The organism is Ruegeria sp. CDSA246, assembly GCF_059611225.1.
Genome location: NZ_JBXWPD010000005.1, coordinates 251,365 through 272,908 on the forward strand (window position 1 = coordinate 251,365; position 21,544 = coordinate 272,908).

Annotated in this window: 25 protein-coding genes and 1 tRNA gene; 12 read left to right on the forward strand and 14 right to left on the reverse strand. The window is 58.7% G+C overall.

Features of this window, described 5'->3' with window-relative positions; genetic code table 11:
• The first annotated feature begins 7 nt into the window (after positions 1-7).
• Positions 8-430 (forward strand): RNA polymerase-binding protein DksA, encoded by a 423-nt coding sequence (dksA, locus tag AC2FI9_RS08555; protein WP_058274529.1) that lies wholly within the window; start codon positions 8-10, stop codon positions 428-430.
• A 70-nt stretch (positions 431-500) separates the two neighbouring features.
• The gene (locus AC2FI9_RS08560) at positions 501-1,652 is read left to right on the forward strand and encodes an FAD-dependent monooxygenase (protein ID WP_496767037.1); all 1,152 of its coding nucleotides are present in this window, start codon (positions 501-503) and stop codon (positions 1,650-1,652) included.
• Positions 1,653-1,656: 4 nt separating this feature from the next.
• Here the strand turns inward: AC2FI9_RS08560 and xth are convergent, their stop codons facing one another.
• Both xth and AC2FI9_RS08570 read right to left on the reverse strand, forming a co-directional pair.
• On the reverse strand, positions 1,657-2,436 hold the full coding sequence (gene xth / locus AC2FI9_RS08565) for an exodeoxyribonuclease III (protein ID WP_496767038.1): 780 nt from the start codon (positions 2,434-2,436) through the stop codon (positions 1,657-1,659).
• Positions 2,437-2,496: 60 nt separating this feature from the next.
• Positions 2,497-2,820: a HesB/IscA family protein gene (locus AC2FI9_RS08570; RefSeq protein WP_058277565.1), complete on the reverse strand. Its 324-nt coding sequence runs from the start codon at positions 2,818-2,820 to the stop codon at positions 2,497-2,499.
• 76 nt (positions 2,821-2,896) lie between these two features.
• Between AC2FI9_RS08570 and AC2FI9_RS08575 the strand changes: the two genes are divergently transcribed.
• A complete protein-coding gene (locus AC2FI9_RS08575; RefSeq protein ID WP_496767039.1) occupies positions 2,897-4,039 on the forward strand; it encodes a deoxyguanosinetriphosphate triphosphohydrolase in 1,143 nt (380 codons plus the stop codon).
• On the opposite strand, the gene AC2FI9_RS08580 is transcribed toward AC2FI9_RS08575, so the two are convergent.
• The gene (locus tag AC2FI9_RS08580) at positions 4,040-4,591 is read right to left on the reverse strand and encodes a putative pterin-binding protein (protein WP_496735764.1); all 552 of its coding nucleotides are present in this window, start codon (positions 4,589-4,591) and stop codon (positions 4,040-4,042) included.
• 131 nt (positions 4,592-4,722) lie between these two features.
• On the opposite strand from AC2FI9_RS08580, the gene argS reads away from it, so the two are divergent.
• The 6 genes from argS (at position 4,723) to AC2FI9_RS08610 (ending at position 10,291) form a co-directional block, all read left to right on the forward strand.
• Entirely contained in the window at positions 4,723-6,468 is a 1,746-nt protein-coding gene (gene argS, locus AC2FI9_RS08585) for an arginine--tRNA ligase (RefSeq protein WP_496767040.1), read from the forward strand.
• A gap of 39 nt (positions 6,469-6,507) precedes the next feature.
• A complete protein-coding gene (locus AC2FI9_RS08590) occupies positions 6,508-7,620 on the forward strand; it encodes an SPOR domain-containing protein (RefSeq protein WP_496767041.1) in 1,113 nt (370 codons plus the stop codon).
• Positions 7,617-8,624, forward strand: coding sequence for a beta-N-acetylhexosaminidase (nagZ, locus tag AC2FI9_RS08595; RefSeq protein ID WP_496767042.1), 1,008 nt, complete (start codon positions 7,617-7,619; stop codon positions 8,622-8,624). The genes AC2FI9_RS08590 and nagZ overlap by 4 nt, the downstream gene beginning before the upstream one ends.
• Positions 8,614-9,408, forward strand: a complete 795-nt coding sequence (locus AC2FI9_RS08600; protein WP_058274503.1) for a segregation and condensation protein A — start codon at positions 8,614-8,616, stop codon at positions 9,406-9,408. Before nagZ ends, AC2FI9_RS08600 begins: the two co-directional genes overlap by 11 nt.
• On the forward strand, positions 9,401-10,057 hold the full coding sequence (scpB, locus tag AC2FI9_RS08605) for an SMC-Scp complex subunit ScpB (protein ID WP_496767043.1): 657 nt from the start codon (positions 9,401-9,403) through the stop codon (positions 10,055-10,057). Before AC2FI9_RS08600 ends, scpB begins: the two co-directional genes overlap by 8 nt.
• Before the next feature lie 63 nt (positions 10,058-10,120).
• Positions 10,121-10,291, forward strand: a complete 171-nt coding sequence (locus AC2FI9_RS08610; protein WP_496735757.1) for a hypothetical protein — start codon at positions 10,121-10,123, stop codon at positions 10,289-10,291.
• Between the two features lie 52 nt (positions 10,292-10,343).
• Here the strand turns inward: AC2FI9_RS08610 and AC2FI9_RS08615 are convergent, their stop codons facing one another.
• The 8 genes from AC2FI9_RS08615 to AC2FI9_RS08650 all read right to left on the reverse strand — a co-directional run bounded on the left by AC2FI9_RS08615 (position 10,344) and on the right by AC2FI9_RS08650 (position 15,728).
• Positions 10,344-11,423 carry a 2'-deoxycytidine 5'-triphosphate deaminase gene (locus AC2FI9_RS08615; protein WP_496767055.1) on the reverse strand — a complete coding sequence of 360 codons (1,080 nt, stop codon included), beginning with the start codon at positions 11,421-11,423 and terminating at the stop codon, positions 10,344-10,346.
• A gap of 61 nt (positions 11,424-11,484) precedes the next feature.
• Positions 11,485-11,561, reverse strand: a tRNA-Pro gene (locus AC2FI9_RS08620).
• A 61-nt stretch (positions 11,562-11,622) separates the two neighbouring features.
• Positions 11,623-12,255 (reverse strand): MerR family transcriptional regulator, encoded by a 633-nt coding sequence (locus tag AC2FI9_RS08625; RefSeq protein ID WP_496767044.1) that lies wholly within the window; start codon positions 12,253-12,255, stop codon positions 11,623-11,625.
• A gap of 18 nt (positions 12,256-12,273) precedes the next feature.
• A complete protein-coding gene (gene ihfA / locus AC2FI9_RS08630) occupies positions 12,274-12,576 on the reverse strand; it encodes an integration host factor subunit alpha (RefSeq protein WP_496723238.1) in 303 nt (100 codons plus the stop codon).
• Positions 12,577-12,672: 96 nt separating this feature from the next.
• Entirely contained in the window at positions 12,673-13,644 is a 972-nt protein-coding gene (locus AC2FI9_RS08635; protein WP_109311337.1) for a beta-ketoacyl-ACP synthase III, read from the reverse strand.
• A gap of 21 nt (positions 13,645-13,665) precedes the next feature.
• Positions 13,666-14,754 carry a phosphate acyltransferase PlsX gene (gene plsX, locus AC2FI9_RS08640; RefSeq protein ID WP_496767045.1) on the reverse strand — a complete coding sequence of 363 codons (1,089 nt, stop codon included), beginning with the start codon at positions 14,752-14,754 and terminating at the stop codon, positions 13,666-13,668.
• 24 nt (positions 14,755-14,778) lie between these two features.
• Positions 14,779-14,985 carry a 50S ribosomal protein L32 gene (gene rpmF, locus AC2FI9_RS08645; protein WP_037316137.1) on the reverse strand — a complete coding sequence of 69 codons (207 nt, stop codon included), beginning with the start codon at positions 14,983-14,985 and terminating at the stop codon, positions 14,779-14,781.
• Positions 14,986-15,191: 206 nt separating this feature from the next.
• A complete protein-coding gene (locus AC2FI9_RS08650) occupies positions 15,192-15,728 on the reverse strand; it encodes a YceD family protein (RefSeq protein WP_058274498.1) in 537 nt (178 codons plus the stop codon).
• An 84-nt stretch (positions 15,729-15,812) separates the two neighbouring features.
• Between AC2FI9_RS08650 and AC2FI9_RS08655 the strand changes: the two genes are divergently transcribed.
• The 3 genes from AC2FI9_RS08655 to AC2FI9_RS08665 all read left to right on the forward strand — a co-directional run bounded on the left by AC2FI9_RS08655 (position 15,813) and on the right by AC2FI9_RS08665 (position 18,995).
• Positions 15,813-16,286: an outer membrane protein assembly factor BamE gene (locus AC2FI9_RS08655; RefSeq protein ID WP_496723232.1), complete on the forward strand. Its 474-nt coding sequence runs from the start codon at positions 15,813-15,815 to the stop codon at positions 16,284-16,286.
• Positions 16,287-16,384: 98 nt separating this feature from the next.
• A complete protein-coding gene (locus AC2FI9_RS08660; protein WP_496767046.1) occupies positions 16,385-17,119 on the forward strand; it encodes a GNAT family N-acetyltransferase in 735 nt (244 codons plus the stop codon).
• 67 nt (positions 17,120-17,186) lie between these two features.
• The gene (locus AC2FI9_RS08665; RefSeq protein WP_496767047.1) at positions 17,187-18,995 is read left to right on the forward strand and encodes an ABC-F family ATP-binding cassette domain-containing protein; all 1,809 of its coding nucleotides are present in this window, start codon (positions 17,187-17,189) and stop codon (positions 18,993-18,995) included.
• On the opposite strand, the gene AC2FI9_RS08670 is transcribed toward AC2FI9_RS08665, so the two are convergent.
• The 3 genes from AC2FI9_RS08670 to AC2FI9_RS08680 form a co-directional block, all read right to left on the reverse strand.
• Positions 18,992-19,543 (reverse strand): sugar O-acetyltransferase, encoded by a 552-nt coding sequence (locus tag AC2FI9_RS08670; RefSeq protein ID WP_496723228.1) that lies wholly within the window; start codon positions 19,541-19,543, stop codon positions 18,992-18,994. The two genes, AC2FI9_RS08665 and AC2FI9_RS08670, sit on opposite strands and share 4 nt — an antisense overlap.
• 9 nt (positions 19,544-19,552) lie before the next feature.
• On the reverse strand, positions 19,553-20,308 hold the full coding sequence (locus AC2FI9_RS08675) for a 3-hydroxyacyl-CoA dehydrogenase (protein ID WP_496767048.1): 756 nt from the start codon (positions 20,306-20,308) through the stop codon (positions 19,553-19,555).
• A 520-nt stretch (positions 20,309-20,828) separates the two neighbouring features.
• Positions 20,829-21,544, reverse strand: a 716-nt coding sequence (locus tag AC2FI9_RS08680; RefSeq protein WP_496767049.1) for a hypothetical protein, incomplete at its 5' end; no start/stop codon positions are given.

The window sequence follows — 21,544 nt, forward strand, 5'->3', positions numbered from 1 at the left end:
AGCAAAAATGAAGCAGGAAGTATTTCTGCCAGAGGATTATCGTCCAGCCGAAGACGAACCATTCATGAACGACAAGCAGTTAGAGTATTTTCGTCGTAAGCTGCTGGATTGGAAAACCGAACTTTTGGCAGGCAGCCGCGACACGATCGAAGGGCTGCAGGACAACACTCGCAACATTCCGGACGTCGCAGACCGCGCAAGCGAGGAAACTGACCGTGCGCTGGAACTGCGGACACGTGATCGCCAGCGCAAGCTGGTGGCCAAGATTGACTCGGCCCTGCGCCGGATCGACGAAGGCGAATACGGATATTGCGAGAAAACGGGCGACCCGATTTCGCTGAAGCGTCTGGATGCGCGCCCGATTGCGACCATGACGCTTGAGGCGCAGGAACGCCACGAGCGCCGCGAAAAGGTCCACCGCGACGATTGATCGCTGGAAAAATCAGAATTCTCAAACGCCGGGGTCTTTTGCTCCGGCGTTTTTGCTTTAAGCCAGTGATATGAATATCAACGGTCTGAAATTTGGCATCATCGGCGGTGGTATTGGTGGGATTGCCGCCGCTCTGGCGTTGCGGCAACGCGGCGCTCAGGTCGTGGTTTTTGAGCAGGCAGCCGAATTGACCGAGGTCGGCGCCGGCTTGCAGATCAGCGCCAACGGAATGGTCGTACTGCGTGCTCTGAACGTTGTCGGTGAAACGCCGGAGGGGGGGCAGCGGTCCCACGGAACGGTGTTGCGCGACTATCGGGCAGGGCGATCTGTCAGTGAGATACCGGCACCGGCCGCTGGACCGACCTACTACTACCATCGTGCTGACCTGCTGGGATTGCTGCACAAAGCAGCGCTTCGGGACGGTGTCGAGTTTCGACTGGGCGCACGAGTTGCGCAGGTGCGCAAACATCCCTCCGGATCCGAGATTATTCTGGAAGATGGTACAGACCGGCACGTTGATTGTGTGATTGCCGCCGACGGTGGGCGAAGCACGATCCGCGCAGACCTGAACGGGCCCGAAGCACCAAAATTCACCCATCAGGTGGCCTGGCGCGCGACGATTCCTTGGGCGCGTCGCGATCCCAAACCGCGCGCCGTTCTGACGATGGGGCCGGGCCGGCACGTTGTCACGTATCCTCTGCGCGATCACACTTTGATGAACGTTGTCGCGATCGAGGAACGATCCGATTGGCAGGAAGAAGGCTGGCGCCGACGCGGCGACCCCGAGGAACTGCGCGCTCGATTTTCCGACTTTGGCGGCGTGGTCGGGGAAATTCTGGGGCAGGTACAGGAACCCCACATCTGGGCGTTGATTCTGCGACCCGTCGCAGAACGCTGGCAGAACGGGCGCATTGCATTGTTAGGGGATGCGGCTCACCCGACACTCCCCTTTATGGCGCAGGGTGCCTGTCTTGCGCTTGAAGATGCGTGTGTCCTGGCCCGATCTTTTGATGATCAATCCGGGATAGAGCAGGCGCTGTCCACCTATGAAACCCGCCGTCACCGAAGGGCGCAGCGCGTGGTGGCTGCGGCTGGTGCCAATGCCCGAAATTTCCACCTGCGCGGCCCGATGCGGTTGGCCGCACAGGCGGCTCTGATGGCGGTCGGGCCACGATTGTCTCGGAAATACGACTGGATATACAGCTACGACGCGACGGCCTGAGGTTTCACAGGTCCAAGTCGACCCAGACCGGGACATGGTCCGAGGGCTTTTCATGCCCGCGAATCTCGGCATCAATCCTGCAATCGCGCAACAGATCGGCGGCCTGCGGCGTAAGAAGAAAATGGTCGATACGGATCCCGTCATTCCGGTTCCAGGCACCGGCCTGGTAGTCCCAGAACGAATAATGCTCAGGACCTTGGGTGACGGCGCGGAACGCTTCCGTGAACCCCAGATTCAGGATCTTGAGAAACGCGGCGCGGCTTTCCGGCCGGAACAGAGCATCCTCGCGCCATGCATCTGGACGTTTTGCGTCTTCGGCCTGCGGGATGATGTTGTAATCCCCAGCCATTAGCGCGGGCTCTTCGCTCGTCAGCAAATCGCGCGCGCGGTCATATAGCCGCTCCATCCAGGACAGCTTGTATTCGTATTTCGGACCCGGCACCGGGTTACCGTTCGGCAAATACAGACCGCAGATCCGAAGGGCTTTTTTGCCAATGACGGTCGCCTCAATCCAACGGGCCTGTTCGTCCTCGTCGTCACCAGGAAGGCCCCGAGTCACATCTTCAAGTGGCAGCTTGGACAGGATCGCCACGCCGTTGAAGCTCTTTTGCCCGTGGGTTTCGACGTTGTAACCGCGCTCTTCAAACAGCTCGCGGGGAAAATTCTCGTCGATCGACTTGATTTCTTGCAGCAGCACAACGTCCGGCTGCGCGTCATCCAGCCAACGGGGCAGGGCTTCGGCCCGCGCTTTGATGCCGTTAATGTTGAACGTGGCGATTTTCATGCGCGATCCTCCGGCTGGCTGCCGGTTGATCTATCCCTTAACCGCGCGGGCAGAGCAAGCTCACATTGAAAATGAAGTGCCGCAGCCGCAGGAAGAGGTTGCGTTGGGGTTCTCGATCACAAACCGCGCGCCGATCAGTTCCTGCGTAAAATCGATCACCGCGTTTTCCAGAAACGGCAACGAAATCGCGTCGACGATCACTTTCTGGCCTTTGCCTTCCAGCACAAGGTCGTCTTCTTTCGGTTCGTCCAGTGCGATTTCGTATTGAAATCCGGAACATCCGCCGCCTTCCACTGCGACGCGCAGGGCTTGTCCCTGATCGGCTGCACCGATCTCGGCGAGACGTTCAAAGGCGCGTTCTGTAACTGTGGGGGGCAGATTCATGCCAAACTCCAAAGGTTTATTTCCTTTACGCCTTACAATATAGAAAGTGCAAGGACAGGCGACAAGGACAAGGCCTTTGAACATAGCGGGTTTTGCCTCGAACCCAGGCCGCGCCAGGGGGCGGCTTGTGCCAGAGGAGGAAAGCAGTTTCCGGTCATGCTTTCAACGCGACAGGGACCGGATCATTCACGCCAGCGCGTTTCGGCGGCTTAAGCACAAGACACAAGTGTTTGTTGAGCACGAGGGCGACAGCTATCGCACGCGCCTGACCCATTCTATCGAAGTTGCACAGGTCGCGCGAACAATCGCCGGAGCTTTGGGCTTGAACGGCGAACTGACCGAGGCCGTGGCGTTGGCGCATGATCTGGGACACACACCGTTCGGACATACCGGCGAAGATGCCCTACATGCGCTCATGGAGCCTTACGGCGGATTTGACCACAACGCACAGGCCATTCGCATCGTCACGAAGCTGGAACGCCACTATGCCGAGTTTGACGGATGCAACCTGACATGGGAGTGCCTAGAGGGGATCGCCAAGCATAACGGGCCGGTCACCGGTGATTTGCCGTGGGCACTGGCCGAGTGCAACGCGAGTTTCGATCTTGAGCTTTACACTCATGCCAGTGCCGAAGCACAAGTTGCCGCCCTTTCGGATGACATAGCCTATAACAACCATGACCTGTTGGACGGGTTGAGGGCGGGTCTGTTCACGGATGATGAAATCGGGCAATTGCCTATCGTCGGTGACTGCTATGCCGCGGTGGATCGGAGATATCCGGGTTTGGATTCTTATCGGCGCCGGCATGAGGCGCTGCGCCGTGTTTTCGGCGTCATGGTTTCCGATGTAATTGTCACGTCGCGTGGGCTGATCACGAGTTCGGGCGCGGAGACCGTCGAGGAAATTCGCAATCTTGGTTATCCGGTCATCCAGTTCTCGGGCGGTTTGTGGGCACAACTCAGGGAAATCCGCGCCTTTTTGTTCAAGCAGATGTACCGCGCGCCCAGCGTCATGGATGTGCGCGCCGAGGTTAGCAAAGTCGTGGAAGATCTGTTCCCAATCTACATGAACGATCCGAAACAGATGCCCGCGCGCTGGCATGAGGATATTGAGGCGGCCAGCGATGAAACAGCGCTGGCGCGGATTGTCTCGGACTACATTGCAGGCATGACCGACCGATTTGCCCTGCAGGATCACGCAAGGCTGGCTGGTGCCTGATCACTCGACCCCGATGTAAGCCAACGCCCAGACCTGCTGGCCCGACTGTTCGGCGGCCAGGTCGGGGTCATCGGTCGGGGGGAAGACGATCATAGTGGGGCCGTAGCCGCCAACACCCATCGGCGCACCGTCGGCGTGTGTCGCGACGATGGGTTGATGGGCGGTTATGCTGTCCCAAGGAATTTCAGACTGATAGCCATCCATGGCCATTGGCTTGGCGGTTTTTCCTTCGGCCCCGGCCATGATCAACAGGTCCGACAGGCGTGGCCCGGAAAAGGCGATGTCGCTCTGATTGTCTTCCGGGCCGTAAGGAATAGTGATTTCAACCTGCTCCAGTCCGTCCAACATGGCCGCATCAAAGCCGGCGGCTCCGTCGTGCTGAACCTCCAAGTATCCCAGCAGACCGCCATCGTTTTCACCGCGGGCTGGCAGGTTGGTTTCCGTGACCGCTCCGCCAAGGGTCAAAAGTACATGGCCTTGCGGTTCAGGCATGTCGGCCCAAAGCGGCAGGGCAGAGGTCAGAACGAAGGCGATTGGCAGGGCAAGGCGCATAGGGGTGTCTCCGGCTTGAATTTCCACCGACGTTAGCTGAGTCTACCGCTAATCCAAGCCCAAACTGATCGCTTCCATTGACCTTGCCGCTTTGCGTGGTAAACCGCCGGGCAAGCAAAAGGACATCCGAAATGAACCTGTTTTCCGAGATCCGCGGCCTCGTGCTGGACGCGCTGGCACAGATGCAGTCCGAAGGCGCATTGCCCGAGGGGCTGAGTTTTGACAACGTGGCGGTCGAACCGCCGCGCGATGCGGCGCATGGCGACATGGCAACCAACGCCGCGATGGTGCTGGCGAAACCGGCCAAGATGAAGCCGCGCGACATTGCCGACGTGTTAGCCGGAAAGCTGGCGGCGGATGCCCGGATCACCAGTGCCGAAGTTGCCGGGCCGGGCTTTTTGAACCTGCGTCTTGCGGCATCGGTGTGGCAGGGTGTGTTGGCAGCGGTGTTGGATCAGGGCACTGATTATGGCCGCTCGTCCATGGGGCATGGCCAGAAAGTGAACGTAGAGTACGTGTCCGCGAACCCCACTGGGCCACTTCATGTGGGCCATACGCGGGGTGCTGTGTTCGGAGACGCTCTGGCGAGCTTGCTGGCGTATTCGGGCCATGACGTGACCCGTGAGTATTACATCAACGACGGCGGCGCGCAGGTGGATGTACTGGCGCGGTCCGCGTATGAGCGGTATCGCGAGGCCAATGGCCTGAGCCCTGAGATTGCCGAAGGTCTCTATCCCGGTGACTATCTGATCCCGATCGGCGAGGCGCTGAAAGAGAAATACGGCGACGGCCTGATCGACAAGCCGGAAAGCGAATGGCTGGAAGAGCTGCGCGAGTTCTCGACCGACGCGATGATGGATCTGATCCGCGCGGACTTGAGGGCGCTGGGTGTCGAGATGGACGTGTTCTACTCAGAAAAGTCGCTCTACGGCACCGGCAAGATCGAGGCGGCACTACAGTCACTGACTGACAAGGGCCTGATCTACGAAGGTGTGCTTGAGCCGCCCAAAGGCAAGAAGCCCGAGGATTGGGAGCCGCGCGAGCAAACCCTGTTCAAATCGACCGAGCATGGCGATGACGTCGACCGCCCGGTTAAGAAATCGGATGGCAGCTGGACCTATTTCGCCCCGGATATCGCTTATCACTATGACAAGGTGACCCGTGGCTTTGATGCACTGATCGACGTGTTTGGTGCAGACCACGGAGGCTATGTGAAACGGATGAAGGCGGCTGTTTCCGCGCTGTCCGATGGCAAGGTGCCGCTAGATATCAAGCTGACGCAATTGGTGAAACTGTGGAAGAATGGCGAGCCGTTCAAGATGTCCAAGCGGGCAGGGAACTTTGTCACTCTGCGCGATGTGGTCGATCAAGTTGGCCCGGACGTGACCCGGTTCGTAATGCTGACCCGCAAGAACGACGCGCCGCTGGACTTCGATTTCGACAAGGTGCTGGAACAAAGCCGCGAGAACCCTGTGTTCTACGTGCAATACGCCCATGCACGTGTCATGAGCGTACTGCGCCGTGCCGCCGAGGCGGAAATCGCTACGGATGACGCGACCCTCAAGGGTGCTGATCTTGGCAAGATCGACCATGCCGCAGAGCTGACGGTGGCCAAAAAGCTGGCTGAATGGCCGCGTCTGATCGAAATTGCCGCACGCACCAATGAACCGCATCGGGTTGCCTTTTACCTGTATGAGCTGGCGGGTGACTTCCACGCGCTATGGAATAAGGGCAACGATGAAACGCAACTGCGATTCATTCAGGATGGCGATGTTGCCACAAGCCAATCAAAAATCGCATTGGCCCGGGCCGTTTCTGTTGTGATTTCAGCGGGCTTGGGTATTCTTGGCGTCACTCCGGCGCAGGAGATGCGGTAACTAACACCGCCCGACGCGCCGGTACGAGGTAGGCAAGAAATGACCCGCGCGCCACTTTTTAAGGCGCAATCGGGCGGTGAGGCGGACATGGCAAGTTACGATTACTCGGGGCAGATGCGCCCCGAGGAGATGCATTACACGAATCAGCCGCATCCTGAGGATGGGTATGAGTATCCCGACGACTCCTATGGCTATGAACAGGCTCCGCGAGGGGCAGGGCTGGGCCGTATCGTCAACGTCATGGGTGCAGTAGCGTCGCTGGCATTGGTCGCCGGGATTGGCGTCTGGGGCTTCAAACTGGTGATGCGCGACGTTAGTGGCGTGCCTGTTGTTCGCGCCATCGAAGGGCCAATGCGCATTCAGCCGGAAAACCCCGGCGGCACCCCGGCCGATCACCAGGGTCTGGCCGTCAATGCCGTGGCAGCCGTTGGAACGGCAGCACCGCCAGCAGATCGCTTGATCCTTGCGCCGCGCCCGGTTTCGCTGACAGACGAAGATACGCCTGTTGAACCGCTGAAGCCGACGCAGGCCGTGCATGTCGTCGAAGAAGAGATCTCGGATCAAGAGGCTGCGCAGCTGCGCCAGAATACAGTCGATGCCCTGGTTGCCGAATTGGCCGGTGGGGCGGCGAAAGCGAATGAACCGGCAGAGCAGGGCGTACAACTCGCCTCGTTGGCACTGCCCGAGGAAGAGCCGGCCATTGATCCTGCTGATCTGGCCGCACAATTACCGGACCCGGAACTGGCGGCACTGCCCGGTGTCCGCCGGTCCCTGCGTCCGTCCACGCGCCCAGCCCGAGCGACGCCAAGCGGGATTTCATCCAACAGCAGTACCGAAGCTGCGATCAACGCCGCTGTCAAAGCCGCCGTTGGCGTGGACGTGGATCCGAATACCCTTTCCAAAGGCACGCGCATGGCCCAGCTCGGTGCGTATGAAAGCTCGGATGTGGCCCGTGCGGAATGGGATCGCATGAATGGCCACTTTGGCGAGTATATGGCTGGAAAACAACGTGTTATCCAGAAGACCTCAAGTGGCGGTCGGACATTCTATCGTCTGCGTGTTCTTGGGTTTGATGACCTGAGCGACTCGCGTCAGTTCTGTGCCGCTCTGGTCGCACAAGGTGCAGACTGTATCCCGGTTGCCGTTCGGTGACATTCGGTGCTGCGATCACCGATGCCGAAGGGCTGCGCCTGACGTCAGAGGAAAAGAGACTATTCCAGCAGATGAACCCATTCGGGTTCATTTTGTTTGCGCGCAACATTGATACAGCTGAACAAGTTCGCGCCCTATGCGATGACTTTCGTGATGCCGTAGGGCGCAATTGCCTTATCACCATCGATCAGGAAGGTGGCCGTGTGCAGCGTCTGCGCGCGCCATTGGCACGCGAATGGATGCCGCCCCTGGATCATGTGGGCCGCGCAGGGGATCAGGCGGAACGCGCCATGTACCTGCGGTATCGACTGATCGCAAAAGAGCTATTCGAGCTTGGCATTGACAGCAACTGCGCCCCGATGGTCGATTTGGCGCGCGACGATACCCATGCGTTTTTGAAGAACCGCTGTTATGGCTCTGATCCCAAACGGGTTTCAGCTCTTGGGCGCGCGGTTGCCAAAGGCCATCTGGATGGGGGTGTGTTGCCAGTTCTCAAGCACATGCCGGGGCATGGATTGGCAACGCTGGACAGCCACCATGACCTGCCGCATGTGGACCTGACACAGGACCAGCTGGAGCAAGCGGATTTCGAACCGTTTCGGGCGCTGAACGATCTGCCGATGGGGATGACGGCGCATCTGGTCTATGACCGGATTGATCCGCAACCAGCTACGATTTCATCTGCGATGATCGGGCTGATCCGCGAAAAAATCGGTTTTGACGGTCTGATCATGACCGACGATATCTCGATGAAAGCGCTGAGTGGCGCGCCCGAAGACATTGCGCGTCAGTCACTGGCCGCAGGGTGCGACGTGGTTCTGCACTGTAACGGAAGGTTTGACGCGCGTGCCAAGGTGCTGGAAGCAGCCGGAGAAATGACCGCGCAAGCGCAAAAGCGCGCGGAAAGGGCGTTGTCGATGCGACAGAAGCCTGTGGAACTTGACATCCAAGCGGCCGAAGCGGAACTATCTGCCCTAATGGGCGGGCAGGTATATGAACGATAATCTCTTTAGCGAAGACCCGGCCTCGGTCGCGGATCGTCTTGCGGCAGAGGCGTTGATTGTTGATGTCGACGGGTTCGAAGGTCCGTTGGATGTATTGTTGACCCTGTCGCGAACCCAAAAGGTCGACCTTCGGAAAATCTCGGTTCTCGCGCTTGCGCAGCAGTACCTGTCCTTTGTGGAAAAGGCGCGCGCGCTGCGGATTGAACTGGCGGCGGATTATCTGGTCATGGCCGCCTGGCTGGCCTTCCTTAAATCCCGGCTTTTGTTGCCACCGGATCCGGATGACGAAGGCCCCTCGGGCGAGGAACTGGCCGCTCACCTGGCGTTCCAGTTGGAACGCCTGCAGGCCATGCGCGACTCTGCCGCGCGTCTCATGGCCCGTGATCAACTGGGGCGCGATTTCTTCAAACGCGGGCAGGGTGAGGATATCACCCGTATCCGCACCGTGACTTACTCTGCCACGCTGTTGGATCTGATGCAGGGATACGCCCGTATCCGAACTCGTGACGAGTTCCGCCCCTTTGTCATGGACCGCGATTCAGTGTTCACAATGGAACAAGCGCTAGAGCGGATGCGCCCGCTGATCGGGTTTGCCGGGGCTTGGACGGATATGGAATCCTATCTGCCCGAGGGCTGGGACGCTGACCCGGTGCGTCGCCGCTCGGCCACTGCAGCGACCTTTGCTGCCTCGCTTGAGCTGGTGAAAGAAGGACATATGGAGATGAAGCAAACCGAGACGTTTGCACCGATCCATTTGCGCAAAAGGACTGACACACGTGACTGACGAACCGCAAGACGAAGGCACCGGCACTCTGTTCGAAGCGCCACCCTTGGCGGAACAGGAGCGCATGGTCGAGGCTGTGCTGTTCGCCAGTTCCGAGCCAGTGACGATCGCCGACCTTGAGGCGCGGATGCCCCATGGCAGCGACGCGGCGCAAGCGGTTGAAATTTTGCAGAAACGGTACGAAGGCCGCGGTATCCGTATCGTCCGCGTGGGTGAGGCTTGGGCTATTCGCACCGCCCCCGATCTGGGCTTTCTGATGCAAAAGGAAACGGTTGAAACCCGCAAGTTGAGCCGCGCAGCCATCGAAACGCTGGCCATCGTCGCCTATCATCAGCCCTGCACCCGTGCCGAGATCGAAGAGATCCGGGGCGTCTCGGTTTCGCGCGGTACAATCGATCAACTGTTGGAAATGGAGTGGATCCGTCTGGGCCGCCGCCGGATGACACCCGGCCGTCCGGTCACCTTTGTTGTGACGCCACAGTTTCTGGATCATTTCGGGTTGGAAAACGCCCGCGATCTTCCGGGGCTCAAAGAATTGCGGGCTGCTGGGTTGCTGGAAAACCGGCCGCCCCCGGGCACGATGCCATTGGGCGAAGGGAGTGATGACAGTGAAGATGAGGACCAGACCGAGCTGTTCGAGGAAGAGTGATAACTTGGCCCTTTTGTTGCCGTTGGAATCACCTATGTTGTGGCCAAGCTGAGGAGTTGAGCAATGAATATGAATCGCATCATCGACATGATCATCCGCCAGATCATGCGGCGGGTCGTCAACAAAGGAATCGACAAGGGTTTTGATGTGGCGGGCCGGATGGGAAAGCCGAAACAAAGATCGGCTGTGCCTCATGACACTGGCGCAAATGACGACAGCAATCGTCAAGCCTAGCAGGTAAGCCCGGCGCAGCGCGTAATCTGAACGTGCGCCGGTTCAAGAAGTGTTAACCAACAGCCTTGAAGTGTTTGGACAGTTTCAGCCCCTGTCCCTGATAATTCGACGCGATGCCCGCACCATAAAGCTGCGTGGGCATTTCGGTCATCTTCTCATAGACCAGCCTCCCGACGACCTGCCCATGTTCCAGAACAAAGGGAGCCTCGTGGCAGCGTACTTCCAGCACGCCGCGTGATCCCGCTCCGCCCGCCGCGGCGTGACCGAAGCCGGGATCGAAGAATCCGGCATAGTGCACCCGGAACTCGCCGACCATTGCGAGGTAGGGGGCCATTTCAGCCGCATACATCGGGGGAATATGGACCGCCTCGCGGCTGACCAGGATATAGAATGCGCCGGGGTCCAGGATGATACGGCCATCGGTGGTGCGCACCTCTTCCCAGTATTCTTGCGGGTCATATTCCCCAATCCGGTCCAGATCGATCACACCGGTATGCGGTTTGGCCCGATAGCCAACCAGATCAGTGTCGGGCAATTGCAGGTCGACCGAGAATCCCAGCCCATCCTGAATGACTGCCGGTCCGTCGACCAGTGGCGAGTCGTTGTGCAGCGCGGTCAGTTCCGCGTCGCTGAGCACTGCCTGACCCTGACGAAAGCGAATCTGGTTCAGCCGCATGCCCGGTCTCACCAGAACCGAGAATGAGCGTGGACAGATCTCGGCAAAAAGCGGCCCGGTATAGCCTGCTGGTACGCGGTCAAACTCGGTGCCACCATCGGTGATTGTACGTGTCAGAAGATCCAACCGCCCTGTCGAGCTTTTGGCATTTGCCACCGCGCTGGTATCGGCGGGCAGGGCCAGTGATTCCATCAGCGGCACCAGATAGACGCAGCCTTTTTCCAGCACTGCGCCGTCGGTAATGTCGATGCGGTGCATCTCAAACTCGGCCAAACGATCTGCGACCGTGCGTCCTTCGCCCGACAGGAATGAGGCGCGGACCCGGTAAGCAACTGTACCTAAACGTAAATCAAGGCTAGCGGGTTGGATTTGTGCCGGGATAACCTCGGGGCTTGCGGTGATCTCTCTGCGGCCGATCATTGCCTCGATCTGTTGGTTTGGGCATACACCTGTCATTCCGATCCCCTCTGTTGCCAGAGCGGGATCTGGCCTGTCTGCCATAAACGTCGGTGTGATTTGGTCGGGCTAGCAGGACTCGAACCTGCGACCTTCCGTCCCCCAGACGGACGCGCTACCAGGCTGCGCCATAGCCCGACGTTGAGGTGTTCATAAAGACTTTCCCGGCAGGGGCAAGAGGAAATCATCGCCTTTTTTCTTATCCTGCCGACCGGTTCTCAATTCGGTTGATGACAGCGCGCAAGTCCTTGGCGATAGGCGCGATCCGACGCAGGAGGTCGTCGTCAAAATCGGTCCGTTCCCACGCTTGTGTGGCGATTCCGCCTATCAAGGGGGCTTCATCCAGATACTCGGGCGCGGGCTGAGGTGGCTCTGCTTTTGATTGCTGGGGGGGCGTCTCAGCTTGAGGGGCTTGTTCAGCCGGCGCAGTCGTCTTGGCCATCGGGGTCGGTTCGCCCAGGTCCAGATCGATCTGATCGCTGGGCGTGGCAGGCTTGGCGGAAAAGGGCACGACAACAGTGTCGTCTGCCGGGGCGCTTTCAGGCGCAGCGGGCTCATCCAGGCTGGGCGACAGCGAGGACACATAGGCCACGCCTTGTTCGCGCAGGATACGCTGGACACCTTTGATGGTGATCCCGTCCTCGTGCAGCAGTTTCTTGATACCGCCCAAAAGGCGCATATCGTTTGGCCGGTAATACCTGCGGCCACCCGCGCGTTTGACGGGTTTTACCTGGCTGAAACGGCTTTCCCAGAAGCGCAGGACATGAGCTTGAACGCCCAACCAGTCCGCAACTTCACTAATTGTGCGAAAGGCGTCGGGGGACTTGCTCATGACCGTTTCGTCCCGAATTTACTTGCGATTCCCTGCGGCGACGCGATCCTTCATCAGGTGCGACGGGCGGAACGTCAGGACACGGCGAGGCTGAATTGGCACCTCTTCGCCGGTTTTTGGATTACGGCCGATGCGGGCGGTTTTGTCCCGAACACTGAACGTGCCAAACGATGAAATCTTGACCTGTTCACCTTGGACCAGTGCGTCCGACATGTGGTTTAAGACGCTTTCGACAAGCTGCGCACTTTCATTACGTGAAAGGCCAACCTCGCGGAAAACAGCCTCGCTCAGATCCATTCGCGTCAGTGTTTTATCGCCCATACCATTTCCCCTGTTGATATAAGAGAATATGGTGATGGCAAATTCGCTGTCAATATCAATGAATTGCACGAGGCTGTGTAAGCCGTTTTGCGCCGGTTACCAGCGCAGAACCACCGCGCCCCAGGCCAAGCCGCCACCGATAGCCTCGGTCACGATCAGATCGCCGGTCTTGATCTGGCCCCGTTGTTTGCCCACGGACAGGGCCAGGGGAATCGATGCGGCAGACGTGTTGCCGTGATCTTGGACCGTTACGACGACGTTATCCATCGGCAGGCCCATTTTTTTAGCAGTGCCCTGAATGATGCGGATGTTGGCCTGATGTGGCACGATCCAATCGACGTCCGCGTTGGTCAGACCGGCACGCCCCAGAGCGGTTTCAGCGGTCTTCGCCAGCTTTTCGACCGCGTGGCGGAACACCTGATTGCCCTGCATTCTTAGATGCCCAGTCGATTGGGTCGACACACCGCCGTCGACATAGAGCAAATCCTTGTAGCGTCCGTCAGAATTCAGGTCGGTCGAAAGAATGCCGCGATCCTGCGCGGTTCCTTCGCTGTCCTGCAGCTCAAGAATCAACGCGCCGGCACCGTCGCCAAACAGCACACAGGTGGATCGATCTGTCCAATCCATGATGCGCGAAAACGTCTCGGCGCCGATGACCAGCACACGTTTGGCCTGACCGGACACAATCAAAGCGTTGGCGTTGCTGAGGGCAAAGACAAAGCCTGCACAGACGGCTTGCACGTCAAACGCGAATCCATGGGTCATGCCCAGGCGCGCCTGCACCATCGTCGCGGCAGAAGGGAAAGTCAGGTCAGCCGTTGATGTCGCCAGAATGATGGCGTCGATATCCTCGGCCTTCAGGCCAGCATCGGCCAGGGCGGCCAAGGCAGCGTTGGTCGCCAGATCGGACGTGGTTTCGCCATCAGCAGCAAAGTGGCGGCGTTCGATTCCCGAGCGAGCTTTGATCCACTCGTCCGACGTATCTAGCGTCTTTTCAAATTCAGAGTTCGGAACGATGCGCTCTGGCAAATAGTGTCCGACACCTACAACAACTGAACGGCCTGCCATTTGGGGGTACTGCCTTTATTGTTATTCGCCCGCCTTTGGCGGTACGTGCGCGGCATCTTGTGCAAGCTGGGCTGTCGATGCAACCCGTGCCGCCAATTTTTCGGCAAAACCCGACTCGGCCAGGGTAAAGGCCAGTTTGATCGCCGCTGAAACTCCGGTGGCATCTGCGCCACCATGTGATTTGACCACGGTTCCGTTGAGGCCAAGGAAGACACCGCCATTCACGCGGCGTGGGTCGATGCGTTTCTTCAACCGTTGCAGCGAGGTGATGGCCAAAATCGATGCGAGCCGGGACAGGGGGGAATATTTGAAGGCCTCGCGCAACAGATCACCGATCAGGCTGGCCGTGCCTTCGCCGGTTTTGATCGCGACGTTTCCGGTAAAGCCATCGGTAACAATGACATCCGCCTTGTCGCCGGGAATGTCGCTGCCTTCCACGAAGCCTACGAAGTCAAAATTCGCCTGCTCTGCGAATTCCGTGATCATCGCGTGGGCTTCTTTCAGTTCGGCCCGACCTTTGTGTTCTTCGGTGCCGACATTCAGCAAACCGATCCGGGGCCGATCCAGCGCCATGCCGTTGCGGGCATAAGACGCCCCCATCAGCGCATATTGCAGCAGATCTTTGGCGTCGGCCCGCACATCGGCGCCGACATCCAGCATTACGTTGAACCCTTGCGGGTTGCGCGACGGCCACAGAATCGCAATTGCCGGGCGGTTCACACCTGGCAATTTGCGCAAACGCATCATCGACAGTGCCATTAGCGCGCCGGTATTGCCGCAGGAAACTGCGCCGTGGGCTTCGCCTTTGCGCACTGATTCCAGTGTCGACCACATTGACGTCTGCTTGCCGCTGCGGACGACCTGACTGGGCTTGTCCTCCATCGTGACTACGTCAGGGCAATCACGAAAAACGACGCGTCCCTGCAGGACACGCCGTTTGGCGACAAGTTTGCGCAGCTTTTGCTCGGGCCCGTGCAGAACGAAGGCGATATCGGGGTTCTTATTTGCCGATTTGGCAATGCCCGCAACAACAGTCGCGGGCCCCGAATCTCCGCCCATAGCGTCAACCGAGATGGTAATCCGTCCGGTTTGCGTGGGCTGTTCCGTCATGCCTTGGCCTACGAGTTATGAGGCTTAGGCCGCGTCTTCGTCCAGGTCGATTTCGTCGGCCTGAGCGACGACTTCACGGTCATCATAATGGCCGCAGGACGCGCAGACGTGGTGCGGGCGCTTCAGTTCGCCACAGTTTGCGCATTCGTTCGGGTTTGCAGCAACCAGAGCGTCATGTGCGCGGCGATTGTTGCGGCGCGACTTGGAAACTTTGTTCTGTTGGACAGCCATGGTCTCAACCTTTGTCTATTAAGGGTCAGCAGATTCGCTGCTGGCCGGGTTTCATTCTTCGTTTTTCTAGTGGTTTGACGCGCGTTTAGGGGACGGGCCCCGCAATGTCCAACCCAAATTCCGTTGAGCGCGCGAAAATACTGCGATTCTCGGCATGTTCAAGCGATTTTTCTGGAGGCCTGCTATGACAGGAAAACAGACCTATGTCACTCGTCTTTTTTCAAAGCATCGCGCAAATTCGCCAGTCCGGCAAAGGGCTTTGCGTCTTCGTCCGTCATCGCCTGTTTGCCCGGCTCAGTATAGCCGGCCTGTTCCAATTCTGCGCCGTCCTTCCGTGGGTATTGGGGCAGGGCAAGCGACAGCGCCTCAATCATCACCGATGCGGGGTCGATTTCCGCGCCCAGCGCTTCGGTCTCATCGCCTTCGGGGATTTCGAATTCAGGCTCGTCGGGGTTTTGCCAGTCTTTCAGATAGACCCGTGATACAGGAATATCGATGCGCGTGGTTACGGGTTCAAGCGTCACGACACAGGGTTGAATCACCGTCGCCCCCAGTTTTCCGGCAAGAATCCAATCGCGTTTACCTTGTGCCCTTACGTCACCCACAAAGCTGAGCTTGCGCAGGCCCAACAATCCCAGTTCGGTTTTGATCGCGTCCAGGCCCTTGCTATCGGGGCGCAGATCAAACGGCGTGGGCGCGTTTTGGGGCAGGTCGGCCACCCGCAGAGATGTATTAGTCGTCATTCGTGACCCTTTCGTGTGTTGAACCGGGGCTGCGGTTTATGTAATCGGATAGGGTCCGCAAGGTCCCAAGGCAAGAGGATGTAAATGTTGAAGGTTGTGAACAGGTTGAAACCGGCGTCCAAAAGGCTTGTCTTTGCGGCCTGTTTGGTTGCGGCTGGCGCTTGCACGCCAATCTTCAAGAATCACGGATACGTCCCGCCGGCTGACCAACTGGCTGAGATCAAAGTGGGCGTCGATACCCGCGACAGCGTTGTTGAAACAATCGGAGCGCCCACCTCTGCCGGGCTGGTGAAGGATTCGGGTTTTTACTATGTCCGCTCTCGCGTGCGCCACTACGGTCCGAAGCGCCCCGAAGTGGTGTCGCGCGAACTGGTTGCGATCAGCTTTGACCAGCGTGGTGTTGTGCGGAACATAGAACGTTTTGGTCTTGAGGATGGATATGTGGTGGTACTGGACCGCCGCGTGACCGAATCCAGCGTTCAGAACCGTGGCTTCCTGCGCCAGCTGCTGGGCAATATCGGCAACTTCAACCCTGCGAACATTCCGGGCGCGAATTAAGTCTGCACTGCCTCTTGCGACGGTCACAGGACAGTCACATGTTCTGTGGTAGAACCGTTGCAACATGAAGCAGGTCAGCAACCGCGGAGGATGCGACCATGGCATTATTGCTGGGCAAGGGCAGATACCGGGCTCGTTTGGCGCAGTCCCCTCAGGATGTGGCGGCGGCGCAGAAACTGCGAACTCTGGCATTCGGGACGGATCAGATTGACCGGGATGAATTTGATCCGGTCTGCGCGCATATCCTTGTTGAAGATTCGCGCTCCGATGGACGGCTGGTGTGTTGTTTCAGAATGCTGACAATGGAGCACGGGGCCGAGGTTGACAGCAGTTATTCTGCCCAGTTCTATGATCTGTCTGCACTCAAAGGGTTCGACGGCCGCATGGTCGAAATGGGCCGTTTCTGCATTCACCCGGAATGGACAGACCCTGATATCCTGCGGGTCGCCTGGGGGGCGATGACCAATTACGTGGACGAGAACAACGTCAAGATGTTGTTCGGCTGTTCATCCTTTGCAGGAACCGAAACGGTCGAGTATCTGGACGCTTTTGCCATGTTGAAGCAACGGCATTTGGCGCCAAAGCGTTGGTTGCCGCGGGTCAAGGCCCCCGATGTATTCAAGTTTGCTTCTCGCTTGCGGCGCAGGCCTGACGTTAAAAAGGCGATGTCGCGGATGCCTCCATTGTTGCGCACCTATCTGATGATGGGCGGCTGGGTCAGTGACCATGCGGTGGTGGATCGGCATATGAATACGCTGCATGTATTCACCGGGCTTGAGATCGGAGCGATCCCCCCGGCCCGTAAACGGTTGCTGCGCGCAGTGGTCCGCTAGATTGAGTATTTTCGAAAAGGTGAAACAGGGACGTTGACGCCTTGTGCCCACCGGTTTAGCTGGCGGCATGGCGAGAATTCCTTTGTTGCAGATGTCCGGCATATCCCTGACTTTCGGGGGCGATCCGGTGTTTTCGGGGCTGGACCTGGTGGTTCAGCCGGGCGACAGCGTGGCCTTGGTTGGGAGAAACGGGTCGGGAAAGTCGACCCTGATGAAAGTCATGGCAGGTCTGGTCGAGCCTGATCAGGGTGACATCGTGGTGCCGCCCGGAAAATCTGTTGGCTACATGGAGCAGGACCCCGGCATGGAAGGGTTCGCGACATTGGGCGATTACGCGTCCAGCGGATTGGAACCGGGTGAGCTGTACAAGGTCGAACGCGCGGGCGAGGGGCTGAAGTTCGATCCCTCCCGCCCGGTTGAAACCGCTTCGGGTGGCGAGCGTCGCAGGGCCGCATTGGCCAAGCTGATGGCCGAAGCGCCGGACCTGATGCTGCTGGACGAGCCGACGAACCATCTGGATATCGAAGCGATTGCCTGGCTGGAACGCGAATTGGGATCGACCCGAGCAGCCTTCGTTCTGATTTCGCACGACCGGGCGTTCTTGCGCGCTTTGACCCGCGCGACGCTATGGATCGACCGGGGAATGGTACGGCGGCAGGAGCAAGGGTTTGAGGCTTTTGAAACCTGGCGCGACAAAATTTGGGAAGAAGAGGATCAACAGCGTCACAAGCTGAATCGTCTGATCAAATCTGAAGCCAAATGGGCGGTCGAAGGTATCAGTGCACGGCGCAAGCGAAATCAAGGCCGGGTGCGTGCTTTGCAGGCCTTGCGCGCTGAAAAGGCCGCGCAGATCAAACGTCAGGGATCAGCGGCAATGTCGCTGGAAGGCGGGCCAAAGTCTGGGCGAAAAGTGATTGAAGCCAAGGGGTTGTCCAAGTCTTTTGGCGCGCAGCAGATCGTTCGGAACTTTGATCTGTTGGCGCAGCGTGGGGATCGCGTTGCCTTTGTCGGACCGAATGGTGTGGGAAAGACAACCCTGCTCAAAATGTTGCTGGGACAGGAACAGCCCGACGAAGGAACGGTGACGCTGGGCACCAATCTTGAGATCGCGGTTTTCGACCAGGCTCGCGCTCAGCTGGATCCCGAAATGACCCTGTGGGATAGCCTGACTGGCGATCCCGAAATGCGGGTTTCCGGCAAAGCGGATCAGGTGATGGTCGGTGGCCAGCCAAAGCACGTGGTCGGATATCTCAAGGAATTCCTGTTTGATGATGCGCAGGCAAGAGCGGCCGTTAAGTCATTGTCAGGTGGCGAAAAAGCGCGTTTGCTGTTGGCGAAACTGATGGCCAAGTCCTCGAACCTTTTAGTGCTGGACGAACCGACCAACGATCTGGACGTTGAAACGCTGGACCTGTTGCAGGAACTGCTCGACGACTATGACGGCACCGTCCTGCTGGTCAGCCACGATCGGGATTTTCTGGACCGCGTTGCCACCACAACGATTGCGATGGAGGGCAATGGCCGCGCGACCGTCTACGCGGGCGGATGGTCGGACTACATCGCGCAACGGGGTGACGTTGCCGAAAAGAAAGCTGAAAAAGCAAAGACTTCGAAGTCAAAGCAAAAGCAAGAAGCGCAGCCGAAATCCGGGCTATCTTTCTCGGAAAAGCATCGGCTTGAGAAGTTGCCTGCCGAGATTGCCCGCCTGGAAGCCGAAATCGGCAAGCTGGAAGAGCTTATGTCAGATCCTGAGCTGTTCACCCGTGAACCAGTCAAGTTCCAGAAGGCGACCGATGCGCTGGTCGAACGACAAGAGAAACTGGCCGCCGCCGAAGAAGAGTGGCTGGTGCTTGAGGAAAAGGCCGAAGGCGCCTAGCGGCGCGTCAACGGTCGGGCAGGGTTGCCGACAACCGTTTCCCCGTCCGCGACGTCTTTGGTTAAAACGCTGCCTGCGCCAATAATGGCGTTGTCGCCGATGGTGACACCGGGCATCACGATGGCACCTCCGCCAACCCAGACGTTTCGACCAATGGTCACCGGTATCCCGATTTCCAAACCTTGTGCGCGTTCTGCCGGGTCTTTGGCGTGCTGAGCACAGTAGATCTGGGCATGCGGACCGAACATCGAGTCATCACCGATCTGAACCTGTGCGGTGTCCAAAATTACGCAGCCCGCGTTGAAATAGACACGCGCGCCGAGGTGGATGTTAAGCCCGTAGGCGCAATGAAACGGAGCCTCAAGTAAGCAATCCGGCCCGACGCGAGCGAACAACGCCTGCAACTCGGGTGCCATGGCACCACGGGCGTCAGGCGGGCAGGTGTTATGTGCGTGGACTGCGTGCCGGGCGCGGGTGCGCAGCGCCTCAAGTTCCGGGTCCAGGCAGTTATACCACTGCCCGGACTGCATCTTTTCCCGCTCTGTCATGGGACAGGCTTAACGCATACGAAGGGCTCCGTCGATGCGGATGACTTCCCCGTTCAAGTAGCCCATCTCGACGATGAAACCGGCCAACCGCCCGTATTCTTTTGGATCACCCAGACGTGCAGGGTTTGGGACATCTGCCGCCAGTTGTTGTTGAACCTCTTCGGGCAGACCGGCCAGCATCGGTGTCATGAAAATCCCCGGAGCGATGGTCATCACGCGCACTCCAGTCGAGGCCAGATCGCGCGCCATTGGCAGCGTCATCCCCACGACACCGCCTTTCGAGGCTGCATAGGCCGCTTGTCCTTTTTGTCCGTCGAAGGCTGCGATTGAGGCCGTGTTGATGATTAATCCACGCGCGCCGTCCGGTTCGGGTTCGTTCTTAGCCATTTCAGCTGCGGCCAGGCGCGAGACATTGAACGTACCCACCAGATTGATGTCGATTGTGCGCTGAAACGCGTCCAAAGGGTGGGGGCCATCCTTGCCGACTGTCTTGATCCCATAGGCGATCCCGGCGCAGTTCACCGCAGCCGTAATGCGGCCCATCTTGCCCTTAGCGTGCTCGATGGCCGCCGCAACCGATTCTTCATCGGTTACATCTGTTTGTACGAAATGCCCGCCGATGTCCTCGGCGACCTTGGGGCCACGCTCGGCGTCGCGATCCAGGATCGTGACCTGCGCGCCTTGTTCGGCGAAGTACCGAGCCGTCGCCTCACCCAACCCCGACGCCCCGCCGGTGATAATTGTGGCTGAATTTGAAAGTTGCATTAGGCGACCTCTCAAGATTTTGACATTTTCCCGCCTCATTTAACTTTGCGGCTTGGGTAGATGTTGTATATTCACGACAAGAGATCGTCACAACTAGTGCCGTGATCATTGTAACGAGTTGTGGCGAGCCTTCATTAACGCATCTTTAGCGGGAACTTACCTGCGCTTCATTTGCGGCTCCCACAGTGTAACCGAAGACCCTGACGCACCTGGGTATTAAGGCGCAAGGAGCTAAGTGATGCGAATTAAACTGAAATCCACTGTTTCGGCATTGGTGGCCTCTCCATTCGTAGGAGCTATGATAGTAACCACTGCGTATGCTGCGACGGATGTGTGCAATGCGAGAACTGCGCGGATAGCAGCCAACGCCGGCGACTATCAGACGCTTTGTGATTGTACGCACGTGACACCCAGTTTTTTGAAGCGGCTACAAACACGGTCAGATTTCGAATCAACACTAGCTTACACTGGCGAACAATGCCCGGGTTTGGCCGTATTGTTGACGGATTTGGAGACAGCTTCAGTCCGCGGAAATTCGGCACGAGGTGGCGAAGATCGGGACAGCGATCAAATTGCACAAGCTGACCCAAGCCCGCGCGGTGAGTCTGGTTCTGGCGATACCAGCAGTGGTTCGACCGGAGGTAACAACAACGGTGGCGGAAGCAACAGCCCTGGCGGTGGCGGAAGCAACAGCCCTGGCGATGGCGGAAGCAACAGCCCTGGCGGCGGTGGAAGCGACAGCCCTGGCGGCGGTGGCGAAAGCAACAGCCCAGGTGGCGGCAACGATGGCGGCGGCAATGATGGCGGCGGCAACGATGGTGGCGGCAACGATGGCGGCGGCAACGATGGCGGCGGCAATGATGGCGGCGGCAATGATGGCGGCGGCAACGATGGCGGCGGCAATGATGGCGGCGGCAACGATGGTGGCGGCAACGATGGCGGCGGCAATGATGGCGGCGGCAACGATGGCGGCGGCAATGATGGCGGCGGCAACGATGGTGGCGGCAATGATGGCGGTGGCAAGGGCGGCGACGGTAAAGGTGGCGGCAAAGGCGGCGACGGTAAAGGTGGCGGCAAAGGCGGCGACGGTAAAGGTGGCGGCAAAGGCGGTGACGGTAAAGGTGGCGGCAAGGGCGGCGACGGTAAAGGTGGCGGCAAGGGCGGCGACGGTAAAGGTGGCGGCAAAGGCGGTGACGGTAAAGGTGGCGGCAAGGGCGGCGACGGTAAAGGTGGCGG

Excerpts from the sequence above, each read along its gene's own strand:
- dksA (WP_058274529.1), top strand. The coding sequence starts at position 8 with ATGAAGCAGGAAGTATTTCTGCCAGAGGATTATCGTCCAGCCGAAGAC.
- AC2FI9_RS08560 (WP_496767037.1), top strand. The coding sequence starts at position 501 with ATGAATATCAACGGTCTGAAATTTGGCATCATCGGCGGTGGTATTGGT.
- xth (WP_496767038.1), bottom strand. The coding sequence starts at position 2,436 with ATGAAAATCGCCACGTTCAACATTAACGGCATCAAAGCGCGGGCCGAA.
- AC2FI9_RS08570 (WP_058277565.1), bottom strand. The coding sequence starts at position 2,820 with ATGAATCTGCCCCCCACAGTTACAGAACGCGCCTTTGAACGTCTCGCC.
- AC2FI9_RS08580 (WP_496735764.1), bottom strand. The coding sequence starts at position 4,591 with ATGCGCCTTGCCCTGCCAATCGCCTTCGTTCTGACCTCTGCCCTGCCG.
- argS (WP_496767040.1), top strand. The coding sequence starts at position 4,723 with ATGAACCTGTTTTCCGAGATCCGCGGCCTCGTGCTGGACGCGCTGGCA.
- AC2FI9_RS08590 (WP_496767041.1), top strand. The coding sequence starts at position 6,508 with ATGACCCGCGCGCCACTTTTTAAGGCGCAATCGGGCGGTGAGGCGGAC.
- AC2FI9_RS08600 (WP_058274503.1), top strand. The coding sequence starts at position 8,614 with ATGAACGATAATCTCTTTAGCGAAGACCCGGCCTCGGTCGCGGATCGT.
- AC2FI9_RS08610 (WP_496735757.1), top strand. The coding sequence starts at position 10,121 with ATGAATATGAATCGCATCATCGACATGATCATCCGCCAGATCATGCGG.
- AC2FI9_RS08615 (WP_496767055.1), bottom strand. The coding sequence starts at position 11,423 with ATGACAGGTGTATGCCCAAACCAACAGATCGAGGCAATGATCGGCCGC.
- AC2FI9_RS08625 (WP_496767044.1), bottom strand. The coding sequence starts at position 12,255 with ATGAGCAAGTCCCCCGACGCCTTTCGCACAATTAGTGAAGTTGCGGAC.
- ihfA (WP_496723238.1), bottom strand. The coding sequence starts at position 12,576 with ATGGGCGATAAAACACTGACGCGAATGGATCTGAGCGAGGCTGTTTTC.
- AC2FI9_RS08635 (WP_109311337.1), bottom strand. The coding sequence starts at position 13,644 with ATGGCAGGCCGTTCAGTTGTTGTAGGTGTCGGACACTATTTGCCAGAG.
- plsX (WP_496767045.1), bottom strand. The coding sequence starts at position 14,754 with ATGACGGAACAGCCCACGCAAACCGGACGGATTACCATCTCGGTTGAC.
- rpmF (WP_037316137.1), bottom strand. The coding sequence starts at position 14,985 with ATGGCTGTCCAACAGAACAAAGTTTCCAAGTCGCGCCGCAACAATCGC.
- AC2FI9_RS08650 (WP_058274498.1), bottom strand. The coding sequence starts at position 15,728 with ATGACGACTAATACATCTCTGCGGGTGGCCGACCTGCCCCAAAACGCG.
- AC2FI9_RS08655 (WP_496723232.1), top strand. The coding sequence starts at position 15,813 with ATGTTGAAGGTTGTGAACAGGTTGAAACCGGCGTCCAAAAGGCTTGTC.
- AC2FI9_RS08660 (WP_496767046.1), top strand. The coding sequence starts at position 16,385 with ATGGCATTATTGCTGGGCAAGGGCAGATACCGGGCTCGTTTGGCGCAG.
- AC2FI9_RS08665 (WP_496767047.1), top strand. The coding sequence starts at position 17,187 with ATGGCGAGAATTCCTTTGTTGCAGATGTCCGGCATATCCCTGACTTTC.
- AC2FI9_RS08670 (WP_496723228.1), bottom strand. The coding sequence starts at position 19,543 with ATGACAGAGCGGGAAAAGATGCAGTCCGGGCAGTGGTATAACTGCCTG.
- AC2FI9_RS08675 (WP_496767048.1), bottom strand. The coding sequence starts at position 20,308 with ATGCAACTTTCAAATTCAGCCACAATTATCACCGGCGGGGCGTCGGGG.